Raw genomic sequence first — 12527 nt, forward strand, 5'->3', positions numbered from 1 at the left:
ATTCAAAAAATCTTTTGTTCAAAACGAGGCGCGATGATGAAGCCACTGCTTGAAGCTCGCCAAATCTGCAAACAGTTCTCCGGCGTGACCGTGCTGAAGCATATTGATTTCACGCTGCTTTCCGGCCAGGTGCACGCGCTGATGGGCGGCAACGGCGCCGGAAAATCGACGCTGATGAAGATTATTGCCGGGGTAGAGACCCCTGACAGCGGTGAGCTCATCCTCGGCGAACGTACATTTGCGCGCCTTACTCCCGCCCAGGCCCATCAGCAGGGCGTGTATCTGGTGCCGCAGGAACCGATGTTATTCCCCAATCTGACGGTGCGGGAAAATATTCTTTTTCGTCTGCCGAAGCGGGCGGATAACGAGAACCATCTGCAGGAAAAGCTTCAGCAGCTTAATTGCCAGCTTAACCTTGAGGCGGCGGCCAGCACGCTGGAAGTGGCCGATCAGCAAATGGTGGAGATCCTGCGCGGGCTGATGCGCGACGCGCAGATCCTGATCCTCGATGAGCCCACCGCCTCATTGACGCCGGGAGAAACCGATCGCCTGTTTCGCCAGATCCGCTCTTTGCAGGCGCTCGGTGTCGGGATCGTGTTTATCTCGCACAAGCTGCCGGAGATCCGCCAGGTCGCCAGCCACGTTTCGGTGATGCGCGATGGCGCGGTGGTGCTGAGCGGGGAAACCGCGCACTACGGCGACAACCAGCTGATTGGCGCAATGACGCCGGTCAGTCGCGATCGAGCCCTGAGCGACACGCAAAAGTTGTGGCTGGCGCTGCCGGGCAATCGTCGCACTCAGGCGCAGGATTTTCCGGTGCTGCGGGTCGAAGATCTGACCGGAGAGGGCTTTATCGATCTCAATCTGGAGATCCGCGCCGGGGAGATCGTCGGCCTCGCCGGGCTGGTCGGATCCGGGCGTACCGAATTTGCTGAAACGCTCTATGGTCTGCGGCCGGCTCGCGCAGGGCGGGTGTGGCTGGAAAACCGCGATATCAGCCGCGACAGCACGCGCGCCAGGCTGGCCAGCGGGCTGGTCTATCTGCCGGAGGACAGACAGGTTTCCGGTCTGTTTCTCGATGCGCCGGTGCGCTGGAACACGGTGATGTTTAACCAGCCGTCGCTGTGGCAGCAGAACCGGCGCGAAGCGGCGGTGGTGGAGCGCTATCACCGGGCGCTGGGGATCAAAATGGCCGATGGCGATCGCCCGGTGCGCACGCTCTCCGGCGGTAACCAGCAGAAGGTACTGTTGGCGCGCTGCCTGGAGGCTAACCCGCTGCTGCTGATCGTCGATGAACCGACCCGCGGCGTGGACGTTTCCGCCCGAGCCGACATCTATCAGCTGCTGAAAAGCGTCGCCGCGCAGAACGTGGCGGTATTGATGATCTCCAGCGATCTCGACGAGTTCGTTGGCCTGGCCGATCGGGTGGTTGTAATGCATCAGGGCAGGCAGAGCGGCGAGCTGGCGCAGCAGGCGGTCAGCGTTGACCGGATGATGACCCTGGCCTTCGGAGGGCAGGCATGAAAACGTTATTAAAGAATCGCGAACTGAGCGCCTTCCTCGCCATCGTGGTGCTGTTTGCCGGGCTGGTGGCGCTCAACCCGGCTTATTTCAGCTTACAAACCCTGGGCATGATTTTCGCCAGCTCGCAAATCCTTTGCCTGCTGGCGCTGGGGGCGACGCTGGTGATGCTCACCCGCAATATTGACGTTTCGGTGGGCTCCACCGTTGGCCTGAGCGCTATCGCGACAGGCGTGGCGCTAAATAGCGGGTATGGGCTGATGACCGCCATCGCCTTTGCGCTGGCGATCGGCGCGCTGGCTGGCGCCTTTAACGGCCTGCTGGTGGTGGGGCTGCGCATCCCGGCGATTGTCGCCACTCTCGGCACCCTCGGCCTTTATCGCGGGGTGATGCTGCTGTGGACCGGCGGTAAGTGGATTGAAGGTTTGCCGAACAGCCTGAAAGCGCTGTCGGAACCGGCATTCATCGGCATTTCTCCGCTGGGCTGGCTGGTGCTGGCGCTACTGCTGGCGGGCGGCGGGATACTATCGCGTACTGCCTTTGGCCGTGATTTTTACGCCGTCGGCGATAACCTTGCCGCTGCCCGCCAGCTTGGGGTGGCGGTGAACCGCACGCGGATGCTGGCATTCACCCTTAACGGCATGCTGGCGGCCTGCGCCGGGATTGTGTTCGCCGCGCAGATTGGATTTGTGCCCAATCAGACCGGCAGCGGCCTGGAGATGAAAGCCATCGCCGCCTGCGTGCTCGGCGGGATCTCGCTGCTGGGCGGTACCGGCACGCTGCTCGGCGCTTTTCTCGGCGCCTTCTTCCTCACCCAAATCGATACCGTGCTGGTGCTGTTTCGTCTCCCGGCGTGGTGGAACGACTTCATTGCCGGCCTGGTGCTGCTCGGCGTACTGGTGCTCGACGGGCGGCTGCGTCAGGCGCTGACCCGCCATCAGCGGGCGCTGAAATACAGTCGCTTTCAGCCCGGCAATAAAGGGGGCAAGCGCGTGGCCCCGTTTCCTGAACGTAAAAATAAAGAGGTGGCGTAAATGAAGCTCAACTGGGAAAGCGCGCTGCTGGGATTACTGGTGGTGGAGATCCTGCTGTTTGGCACCCTGAATCCGCGCATGCTCGATCTCAATATGCTGCTGTTCAGCACCAGCGACTTTATCTGCATCGGCATCGTGGCGCTGCCGCTGACGCTGGTGATCATCAGCGGCGGGATTGATATTTCGCTCGGTTCCACCATCGGCCTGTGCGCCATCGCGCTGGGGGTGATGATGCAGGCGGGCTGGCCGATGAGCCTCGCGATCCCCCTGACGCTGCTGCTCGGCCTGCTGTGCGGGCTGCTGAACGCGGCGCTGATTCACTACACCGGCATTAGCCCGCTGGTGATTACCCTTGGCACCCTGTACCTCTACGGCGGCGGCGCGCTGCTGCTTTCGGGCATGGCCGGGGCGACCGGCTACGAAGGCATCGGCGGATTCCCGGATAGCTTTACCGCCTTCGCCAATCTGACCCTGTTCGGCCTGCCGATACCGCTGGTGCTGTTCGCCGTTATCACCTTTTTTTTCTGGCTGCTGGCCCACCGCGGGCGCTTTGGGCGGCACCTTTTTCTGCTCGGGCAGAACCCGCGCGCCGCGCGCTACGCCGCGCTTTCCGTTAACGGGATGCCCTACGCGCTGTATGGCCTGGTGGGCGTGGCGTCGGCGGTGGCGGCGCTGGTGATGGTCTCCTATTTCGGCTCGGCGCGCTCGGACTTAGGCCGCGACCTGCTGATGCCGGCGCTGACCGCCGCGGTGCTCGGCGGGGCCAATATCTACGGCGGTTCCGGCTCGATCGTCGGCACGGCGCTTGCCGCGCTGCTGGTGGGCTATTTACAACAAGGTTTGCAAATGGTCGGCATCCCCAACCAGGTGTCGAGCGCGCTGTCAGGGGCGCTGTTGGTTGTGGTGGTGATGGGGCGTTCGCTGAGTCTGCACCGTGAGTGGGTGCGGATGACCTGGCGGCGTCTTTCTCGCGCATAAGACAATCGGAGCATAAACATACGATGAAAACCAAACGAATCCTGCAAACGAGCGCCCTGGCGCTGGCGTTAAGCGTGGCAACCGCTCAGGCGGCGGACCGCATCGCCTTTATTCCTAAGCTGGTCGGCGTCGGCTTCTTTACCAGCGGCGGTAACGGCGCGAAAGAGGCGGGCAAAGCGCTCGGCGTGGACGTCACCTATGACGGCCCGACCGAACCGAGTGTCTCCGGCCAGGTGCAGCTGATCAACAACTTCGTCAACCAGGGCTACAACGCGATTATCGTCTCCGCCGTATCACCGGACGGCCTGTGCCCGGCGCTGAAGCGGGCGATGCAGCGCGGGGTCAAGGTTCTGACCTGGGACTCCGATACCAAACCAGAGTGCCGCAGCATCTATATCAACCAGGGGACGCCGCAGCAGCTTGGCGGCCTGCTGGTGGAGATGGCGGAAAAACAGGTGACGAAACCCACCGCCAAGGTGGCGTTTTTCTACTCCAGCCCAACGGTGACCGATCAGAACCAGTGGGTAAAAGAGGCGAAAGCCAAAATTGAAAAAGCGCATCCGCAGTGGGAAGTGGTGACCACGCAGTTTGGCTATAACGACGCCACCAAATCGCTGCAAACTGCCGAGGGGATCTTAAAAGCGTACCCGGATCTCGACGCCATTATCGCCCCGGACGCCAACGCGCTTCCGGCCGCCGCCCAGGCGGCAGAGAACCTTAAGCGCCAGGGCGTGGCGATTGTCGGCTTCAGTACCCCGAACGTGATGCGCCCCTATGTAGAGCGCGGCACGGTAAAAGCCTTCGGCCTGTGGGACGTGGTACAGCAAGGCAAGATCGCGGTTAACGTCGCCGATCGTCTGCTGAAAAAGGGCGATCTTAACGTCGGCGACAGCGTTGATGTGAAAGATCTCGGCACCCTGAAAGTCGAGCCCAACAGCGTGCAGGGTTATCAGTATGAAGCGAAAGGCAACGGCATCGTGCTGCTGCCGGAGCGGGTGGTGTTCACCAAAGAGAATATCAATAACTACGATTTCTGATGGAGGATGAGATGGCTGATTTAGACGATATCAAAGAGGGAAAAAACTTCGGCTTAGACCGTCCGCAGCAGAACACGCTCTATACGCTGAAGGGCTGTGGGTCGCTGGAGTGGGGGATGCAGTCGCGGCTGGCGCGTATCTTTAATCCGCAGAGCAATCGCACGGTGATGCTGGCTTTCGATCACGGCTATTTTCAGGGGCCGACTACCGGTCTGGAGCGTATCGATCTCTCTATCGCGCCGCTGTTCGAGGAGACCGACGTGCTGATGTGCACCCGCGGCGTACTGCGCAGTCAGGTGCCGGCCGCGACCAACAAACCGGTGGTGCTGCGCGCTTCCGGCGGCAACTCGATCCTCAGCGAACTTTCCAACGAGTGCGTGGCGGTGGCGATGGAAGATGCGCTGCGCCTGAACGTCTGCGCGGTGGCGGCGCAGGTCTATATCGGCAGCGAACATGAGCATCAGTCCATCAACAACATCATCAAGCTGGTGGACGCCGGCAACCGCTACGGTATGCCGGTGCTGGCGGTAACCGGGGTGGGTAAAGAGATGGCCCGCGACGCCCGCTACTTCTCGCTGGCCAGCCGCATTGCCGCTGAAATGGGGGCGCAGTTTGTAAAAACCTACTTTGTTGAGGAAGGCTTTGAGAAAGTGACCGCCAGCTGCCCGGTGCCGATCGTCATCGCCGGGGGCAAAAAGCTGCCGGAGCAGGAGGCGCTCGAGATGTGCTGGCGGGCGATTGACCAGGGCGCATCCGGCGTCGATATGGGACGGAATATCTTCCAGTCCAGCGCGCCGCGCGCGATGCTGAAGGCGGTGAAAAAAGTGGTACATGAGAACCTGAGCGCCCGCGAGGCGTATCAGTTCTGGCAGGAGGAAAAACAGGGAGAGCTGCAATGAACGTAACGCTGGTAGAAATCAATATCAAACCGGAACGGGTCGACGAGTTTCTTGAGGTATTCCGCGCCAACCACGAAGGGGCGCTGCAGGAGCCGGGCAATCTTCGCTTTGATGTCCTGCAGGACCCGGAGGTGAAGACGCGCTTTTTTATTTATGAAGCCTATAAAGATGATGAAGCGGTGTTGGCGCACAAGAAAACCCCGCACTATCTGGCCTGCGTAGAGAAGCTGGAGGCGCTGATGTCGCAGCCGCGGCAGAAACGCAGCTTTATCGGCCTGCTGCCGGAGGTGTAAGACGAGTCCTCTCCCACGGAAAGAGGGGGAAAAGAGGAGCCGTCTGTTAAATCGGGAGCCGGACCGTTCCCTCTCCCTGTGGGAGAGGGTTAGGGTAAGGGCACTAGCCTATGGTTTACGGAAAAACTCGTTATACAGCATGTACAGATGCGCCGCGCTCCAGGAGAAGTTCGGCGCGCCCTGCTGAGCGCCGGTGAGCGGATTGTAGTTCTCCTGAATCGGGCCATCGGAGGTGAGCCCCCGGGCGTGCCTGAAGAAGGCGTCCGCCAGCTGCAGCGCCTCTTCGCGGTGGCCGTAGCGCTCCATCCCCTTCAGGCCGAACCAGAACTGGTCCACCCACACGCGGCCGCGCCAGTAAATATCCGCGCCAAACGCCGGATTCGTTAATGCGGCGGTACCCAGCGGTACGAACGTGTTGAACTCTTTGGCGTCCAGCATCACCGAAATGACGTCATCGGCATGCGCCTGAGTGGCCGCGCCGTTGAACAGCGGCGACCAGCCCTCCGGGCCTTTGCCGCGCTCGACGATCGGCCTACCGGCGCAGCCGTTTGCCAGCGGCTGCGCTTCAATGCGAATGTCGTAATAGAATTTGCTCTGCGGGTCGAACATGCAGGTGTTGATATAGTCGGCGAGCTTTTTCGCCAGCGCCCGGTAGCGTTTTGCCTCCTCCGGCTTGCCGAGAAGGGCCGCCATCTCCGCCAGATAGTGGTTGTCGCTGTACATGTAGCTGGCCTGATCGACCGACTCCTGCAGCAGCGAATAGCCGAGCAGATTGCCGCTTTTATCCCGGTTTTCAGCAAATTTCACAGTCCAGTCGCTACGCTTGCCGCCGCCAGCGATGTACTTATCCAACTGATCTTTATCGATAAAGCCGAAAACCGCCGCGTCGTCGCGCCCCGACTCCCAGGAGGCGGCCACCTGCGCCGGGATCTCCAGGCTGTCGTAATCGCCTTTCGCCGTCACCTGCTCGTAGGTTTTCAGGCCGGAAAGCGTCCGTTCTTTATCGCCCTTTTTCACGGTAAACAGCATCGCGCCATCGGCGGTGTTGTGCGCTTTATCGCGGGTCGCGCCGTACTCCGGCACGCCGTTGCCGTTGTGGTCGCGGTTGCGCAGCCACCAGTCATGGTAGGCCACTAGCTTCGGATACATCTCCGCCAGCCAGGCTTTATCTTTCGTAACGTTATAGACTTCCATCACCGACCAGGCCGCCAGGCTCGGTTTGGTATTTCGCTCGTTCCAGTTGCTGCCGTCGCCGCCGCGTTCCGGGCTCAGGTTCCAGGCGATCAGATCCGGAATGAACCCGGCATCCTGCGGCCGCACTTTATCGTCGGCGGCAATCTGCCAGGAGAAGACGGCACGGATGTTCTCTTTCGCGATCTCCGGGTTGAAGTGGGCCATGGCGTAGGCTTGCTTCCAGGTATCCCACGGCCAGGTCTGGTTGCCTGAGAACCAGCGCCCGGTTACCGATGGCGTGACGGTGTTGTGCTTAACGGCGCCGCCCGGCGCGCGCCAGTTACCGTTAAGGGTTTCGATCGCTTTTACCGCCACCCGGGTTTGCTGCGCCGTAGCATCAGGATTGGTCAGCCCCTTTTGCAGATAGCCGTTCCAGCGCGCCTCGGAAGCGCGCAGATAGTGTACCGGTCGCGCAAGAATATCGCGGATTTGCGCTTTCTCGAGCCGAACCTGCTCGGCGTTCAGCAGGTGCGAGTAGGTGGTATAGAGCGTGGTCGAGCCGTTGATTTGCGCGCTGCTGGTGAATCGATGGCCGTCGATTTGGGTGACCGTCGGCAGGGAGCGATGGATCTGATACTGCGATTCGCCGGAGGTCATTAAATCCGATGCGGAGCGGACTTTGCCGAAGCTGACGGTCAGGCCGTCGTGGGTCGCGCTCAGGCGGCGCTGATAGTCCGGGAAAGCCTGGTCGATGGTTTGCGTTGACTGCGGTTTCCCCTCTTTGGCGGAGAGTTTCTCCAGCAACTCGCCGTCCCAGACCAGCTTAAGCGGGCTGCTACTGGTGATTTTAGTCTCCAGTAAAGAGGTGTGCGCGCTGGCAAAGCGTAGGGTCATCTCGATCTGTACCCCGGCAGCGGAGAGCTTTTGCACCAGCGCGCCGGGCAGGCTCCAGGCCTGCAGGGTGAAGGCGACTTTTTTGCCGTTCTGGTATACCGTCAGGCGATCGAAATTGGTCGCCATAAAGTTGATGTACTCCTCAGTGAGCAGCGCGGGTCCGGGAAATCCGCCCATGGTGGCCGGACCATCAGGCAGCAGATGCCCATGCCATGCGCCCAAATCGAAAAACGGGTTGAAGCGCTGGTGGTCATCGTTATCAAAATCCTGCATCGCCTGCGGCGCGCCGCTGCGGTTGATAACATTTTTAAAGTCATCCGCGGTCAGCGCGTGGGCGGAAAAGCTTAGCAGTAGGGCGCAGGCCAGCGGCGTAAGAGTAGTGGTAATCTTCACGGTATTGATATCCCTTTTTACCAATAGAAATATTGCATCAGGAAAACCTGATCGCTCGGGTTGCCGGAGGCATTTTTCATGTAGAAGCGGCTGTCCGCAGCGGTGGCAAAACGTCCGCCGCCGTATTCGTACCAGATGCCGAACTGCATAAACGAGGTGGTTTCCTCGGCGGCGCGATCCGGGCGGTGTTTGGCGTAGCTATAGGCGGTAGAGAGATACACGCCCTTGAGCGCTTCATACATAGCGCTGGCCATAAAGCCGGTCTCCGTTCCCGGCACGTCTTTTCCCCTGGCGCGCCCGGTATGATGCCAGGCGCGGGCGGCAAGGTTGGGGGTGAGAATACCGGTCAAAAATAGCTGGCCGGTCCCATCCGTCACCTCAAGCCCATTCATCCAGGTCACCTCGTTCGCGAGATCGTACTGGATGTAGCCGTTGACCATCGCCGGGTAGGTATATTTATCGTCGTAGCGGTCGTATTTGCCGAAATGGAGCCACGCTTTGCCTTCATCGTGGTGCCCGGAGGGGGTCGCGGTCACGCTGTAGCGAAAATCTCCCGCCAGGTTCTGCACCTTGAGCGCGTACATGATATCGCGCGTATTGGGGATCACGTAGCCGAGGTCGGGCGTGAAATCGCCCCACCACTGCAGATCGTCGAGCGATGAATCCTGGCGCAGGCTGAGCATAATCTCGGTGCTGCTCTCGGTTTTATATCCGCCGTAGAAGCGGTTTATTCCACCTTCAAATCCGCCCCAGCCATGGTCCGCTACCCAGGCATTTCCCTGACGATCGGCCTGAACCGTCCAGCCTTCGCCATAAATTAAACCAAACCAGTTGCCGTGCTTTATTTCCAGTCCGCCTTCAATATAGGTGCCATCACTATATTTATGCTTGTCCTCACCTTCTAGATCCATATATCCGCCAACCCCCAATTCACCGTAAAAACGGTATGAGGTGGCATTAAGTTCTGGCGTTTTCATGTCATCATGTTCCGCCGGATGCGCCACATCGACGGCAATAGCCGGTGTGCAAAAAGCCAGGGCGGCAAGCGCCCAGTAAATAGGCCTGTTCTTTTTCATCATTTTATTTAGAGGTATTGTGGTTTTTTATTTAAGAAAAATAGATTAAGACGCGTCAGAGGCTGGCGCTGCTTCAATTCTTTTTTCTTCCCGAGTTAAACCTTTCACGTATTTGCTGTATTTCCACCATGCAAATCCGAGGAAGATAACGATTCCGCCGACGTTATAGAAAATAATCGTCAGAATATTGCCGCCGGTGGGAAAGGTTGAGGCGACGAAGCCGATAGCGAAAATAACAATCAGCATGGAGACCACCGTAATACCGGTGGTGCGTGAACCCATTTTAAAATCGCGCGGCAGATGATCGAGCTTGCGGCGCAGATTAAGGTACGCCAGCATGATAAACAGCGGCGGCAGCATCGAGGCGGCGGCGGTCATATTGATGATGGTATTCATTAAATCCTGCACGGTACTTGAGCCCATCATCGGAATTATCATTAGCGGAATCACAATCAGGAACTGGATCCACGCCGCGCGCGCCGGTACGCCGTTTTGATTGAGCTCAACGGTTTTTTTACCAAATATTCCGGGCGGGATTTCGGAGAAAAAGATTTTGACCGGCGTCGCGGTCCACATTAATAACGAACCAAACATGGCGGTAAAGGAGACCAGGCCGACAAAACGGTTGACCACGATTTCGGGCAGGCCAAACCATACCGCCATGCCGTGGAAGACCTGTACCGATCCGCCGGTAAATTTCAGCTCTTTACTGCTGATAAACACGTTTATCAGTACCGAGGAAATGGAGTACAGCACGCCAATCACGATCCCGGCGAGGATAATGACCTTAACAAATGATTTCGATCCGCCTTTCACGTCATTGACGTACACCGCGACGGACTCGGCCCCGCCGGCCGCCATAAAGATCCAGGTGGTGATGCCGAGGAACGCCCAGTTAAAGTTCGGGATCATTGCATCCACGGTAATCAGATCCGCTGGTTGAATACCGCCCACCAGCGCGCCGCCGGAAAGCAGAATGTAGGAGAGCGTCAGCAGCAGCATTAACGATGAAGTGACCGAGGTGATTGGACCCAGCATTTTTGCGCCGTTGGTGGAAACCCAGGTCGACAGGGCGAACAGCGCCATGCTCAACATCGTGGTGGCGACCGGAGTCAGAATGTACTCGTAGCCGAGGAAAGCGTAGGAGGCATAAGCGATTACCCTCGGCAGCAGCGAGGTAAAAAAGAACAGATTCACGAACCAGTAGGTATAGGCGGTAATAAAGGCCCAGCGCCCCCCTAGCGAGCTTTTCACCCAGGCATAAACGCCCGCTTCGGAGTTTTTATTCAGCGAAACGAATTCCGCGATGATCAGACAGAAAGGAACAAAGTAGAGCAGGGTTGCAAGGAAGAACATCGGCGCCGACGCCAGTCCCAGCTCAATATTGTTATTGATCACGTTATTAAAACTGAAGACGGCGGCGAAGGTTAGCGACAGCAGGCCAAATTTGCCGATGGTATTACGTTTGATATCAGACATAACACATCTCCACACATTGTCCTTCAGAGAATGGCCGAAGGGGATTGTGTTGTTTGTAGGGTAGAGGCAGTTAAGTATTGTGGTTAATTTTAGTAAAATATTTAGTAAATAAAAGCGGTAAAAATGAATTGCTTTAACTCGATCACGAAAATGGTTGGGCGACAGATCATGGCTTGCGGGTAAAAAAATCCCGCCAGGGGATATACCGCTGGCGGGAGCAACGGTGGCTTATTTCACCGTATTTGCCGCTGATTTCAGGCCTGGTTGTTGGTTCTTGCGCTGTTTTTTCTCAAAGCGGGTTATCCACCACCATGCGAGTCCGGAGAAGACTGCGGTCATAAAGACGTTAATGAAGAAGGCGTTCACCAGGTCGACTCCTGGCGGGAAAGCGGAGGCGGTCATGCTGACCAGGAAAATAACGATAAGCATCGACACCACGGCCATCCCAACTTTTCTTGAACCCATGCGGAAGTCGCGCGGCGTGTCGTCATGTTTCCAGCGGAAAACAAAGTAGGCGGCCATGATAAACAGCGGCGGTAGCATTGCGGTCCCGGCGGTCAGGTTGATGGCGGTGTTCATCATTTGCTGAACGCTGGCGGAGCCGAAACCATTCACGATGAGCATCAGAAAGACGAAGGCAAATTGCCACCAGGCGGCGCGCACCGGCACGCCGTGGACGTTCAGCTCGGTGGTTTTTTTGCCATAGATGCCGGCAGGAATTTCCGAGAAGTGAATTTTTACCGGTGCGGCGGTCCACATCATCATGCTGCCGAAAATGGCGATAAACAGAATGATGCCGACGAAGCGGCCCATCAGCGCTTCGGAAATATGGAAATAAGCGCCGAGACCGGTGAAAATTTCCACCATACCGGCTGCATAGGTCAGGTCTTCCCGTGCCACAAAGACGTTGACCAGCAGAGAACCCAGCGCATACATGCCGCCAATCAGGATCCCGGCGGTGATGATGACTTTAATAAACGATTTCTGCCCGCCTTTAGTATCGTTCAGATATGCGGCAACGGTTTCAGCCCCGCCAGCCGCCTGGAAGATCCAGCACATAATCCCCAGCGTCGCCCAGTTGATGGTAGGCGCCATGGCGTGCAGCGTAATCGGCTGCGCGGGGACATGGCCCGCGCCCAGCGCGGTAATAGCACCGACCACGTAAATCGCAAAGAGCGCGAAGACGCCATAAGCCACGCATTCGGAGATTTTCCCCAGCCAGGTCGCGCCTTTGGTGGAAATGTGGGTGGCCATGGCGAACAGAACGATAGAGATCAGCGAAGTGACCATCGGCGAGAAGGGAATGGCGTAACCCATAATGGCGTACGAGGCGTAGGCCACCACGTTCGGCAGCAGCGACAGGAAAAAGAACAGGTTCACAAACCAGTACAGGAACGAGCCGAGATAGGCCGCGCGGGTACCTAAAGGCTGCTTCAGCCAGGCGTACATACCTGATTCGGAATTTTTATTCGCTGACACGAATTCGGCGATGATAAAGACAAACGGAATAAAATAGACCACCGTGGCAAACAGAAAGATAGGGGCGGAACTGAGCCCTAACTCGATGTTATTATTAACGATATTTCGTACGTTAAATACGGCGGCAAACGCCATCGACAGTAGGGCGAACTTCCCTATTTTGGCACGAACTGATTCGGACATAAGTCCTCCGGAAAATGATCTGGCCCGCATTGAGGGCTGGGACCGGGAAGGCCAACGAGTCGATCCGCTGGCCTCATCTTGCGTAACG

9 protein-coding genes and 1 pseudogene are annotated in these 12527 nt (G+C 58.1%); 6 read left to right on the forward strand and 4 right to left on the reverse strand.

Translation table 11 applies throughout. The features are described 5' to 3' along the window. Positions 1 to 36 precede the first annotated feature (36 nt). From lsrA to lsrG, 6 genes and pseudogenes are all read left to right on the forward strand, one after another. A complete protein-coding gene (gene lsrA / locus ABLV75_RS01275; RefSeq protein WP_024274748.1) occupies positions 37 to 1524 on the forward strand; it encodes an autoinducer 2 ABC transporter ATP-binding protein LsrA in 1488 nt (495 codons plus the stop codon). Beyond that, positions 1521 to 2555 carry an autoinducer 2 ABC transporter permease LsrC gene (gene lsrC, locus ABLV75_RS01280; protein WP_017145390.1) on the forward strand — a complete coding sequence of 345 codons (1035 nt, stop codon included), beginning with the start codon at positions 1521 to 1523 and terminating at the stop codon, positions 2553 to 2555. The genes lsrA and lsrC overlap by 4 nt, the downstream gene beginning before the upstream one ends. Further along, a pseudogene (gene lsrD, locus ABLV75_RS01285) lies at positions 2556 to 3549 on the forward strand (autoinducer 2 ABC transporter permease LsrD). Positions 3550 to 3556: 7 nt separating this feature from the next. Then, positions 3557 to 4570: an autoinducer 2 ABC transporter substrate-binding protein LsrB gene (gene lsrB / locus ABLV75_RS01290; protein WP_004105940.1), complete on the forward strand. Its 1014-nt coding sequence runs from the start codon at positions 3557 to 3559 to the stop codon at positions 4568 to 4570. An 11-nt stretch (positions 4571 to 4581) separates the two neighbouring features. Next, positions 4582 to 5469, forward strand: a complete 888-nt coding sequence (gene lsrF, locus ABLV75_RS01295; protein WP_004105939.1) for a 3-hydroxy-5-phosphonooxypentane-2,4-dione thiolase — start codon at positions 4582 to 4584, stop codon at positions 5467 to 5469. Then, positions 5466 to 5762, forward strand: coding sequence for a (4S)-4-hydroxy-5-phosphonooxypentane-2,3-dione isomerase (gene lsrG / locus ABLV75_RS01300; RefSeq protein ID WP_004105938.1), 297 nt, complete (start codon positions 5466 to 5468; stop codon positions 5760 to 5762). Before lsrF ends, lsrG begins: the two co-directional genes overlap by 4 nt. A 108-nt stretch (positions 5763 to 5870) precedes the next feature. Here the strand turns inward: lsrG and ygjK are convergent, their stop codons facing one another. From ygjK to ABLV75_RS01320, 4 genes are all read right to left on the reverse strand, one after another. Continuing rightward, complete coding sequence (gene ygjK, locus ABLV75_RS01305; RefSeq protein ID WP_163524785.1) at positions 5871 to 8222, reverse strand: alpha-glucosidase; 2352 nt, start codon at positions 8220 to 8222, stop codon at positions 5871 to 5873. Positions 8223 to 8239: 17 nt separating this feature from the next. Further along, positions 8240 to 9298: a protein YgjJ gene (ygjJ, locus tag ABLV75_RS01310; protein ID WP_265782871.1), complete on the reverse strand. Its 1059-nt coding sequence runs from the start codon at positions 9296 to 9298 to the stop codon at positions 8240 to 8242. Between the two features lie 45 nt (positions 9299 to 9343). After that, complete coding sequence (locus ABLV75_RS01315) at positions 9344 to 10777, reverse strand: amino acid permease (RefSeq protein WP_348854875.1); 1434 nt, start codon at positions 10775 to 10777, stop codon at positions 9344 to 9346. A 228-nt stretch (positions 10778 to 11005) separates the two neighbouring features. Next, a complete protein-coding gene (locus tag ABLV75_RS01320; protein WP_265777028.1) occupies positions 11006 to 12439 on the reverse strand; it encodes an amino acid permease in 1434 nt (477 codons plus the stop codon). Positions 12440 to 12527 lie beyond the last annotated feature (88 nt).

It is taken from the genome of Klebsiella sp. CN_Kp066, from assembly GCF_040065135.1.
Taxonomy (GTDB): domain Bacteria; phylum Pseudomonadota; class Gammaproteobacteria; order Enterobacterales; family Enterobacteriaceae; genus Klebsiella; species Klebsiella oxytoca.

What these genes read in the sequence shown, in the direction of transcription:
- lsrB (WP_004105940.1), top strand. Translation starts at nt 3,557, where the DNA reads ATGAAAACCAAACGAATCCTGCAAACGAGCGCCCTGGCGCTGGCGTTA.
- lsrG (WP_004105938.1), top strand. Translation starts at nt 5,466, where the DNA reads ATGAACGTAACGCTGGTAGAAATCAATATCAAACCGGAACGGGTCGAC.
- ygjJ (WP_265782871.1), bottom strand. Translation starts at nt 9,298, where the DNA reads ATGAAAAAGAACAGGCCTATTTACTGGGCGCTTGCCGCCCTGGCTTTT.
- lsrF (WP_004105939.1), top strand. Translation starts at nt 4,582, where the DNA reads ATGGCTGATTTAGACGATATCAAAGAGGGAAAAAACTTCGGCTTAGAC.
- lsrC (WP_017145390.1), top strand. Translation starts at nt 1,521, where the DNA reads ATGAAAACGTTATTAAAGAATCGCGAACTGAGCGCCTTCCTCGCCATC.
- ABLV75_RS01320 (WP_265777028.1), bottom strand. Translation starts at nt 12,439, where the DNA reads ATGTCCGAATCAGTTCGTGCCAAAATAGGGAAGTTCGCCCTACTGTCG.
- ABLV75_RS01315 (WP_348854875.1), bottom strand. Translation starts at nt 10,777, where the DNA reads ATGTCTGATATCAAACGTAATACCATCGGCAAATTTGGCCTGCTGTCG.
- lsrA (WP_024274748.1), top strand. Translation starts at nt 37, where the DNA reads ATGAAGCCACTGCTTGAAGCTCGCCAAATCTGCAAACAGTTCTCCGGC.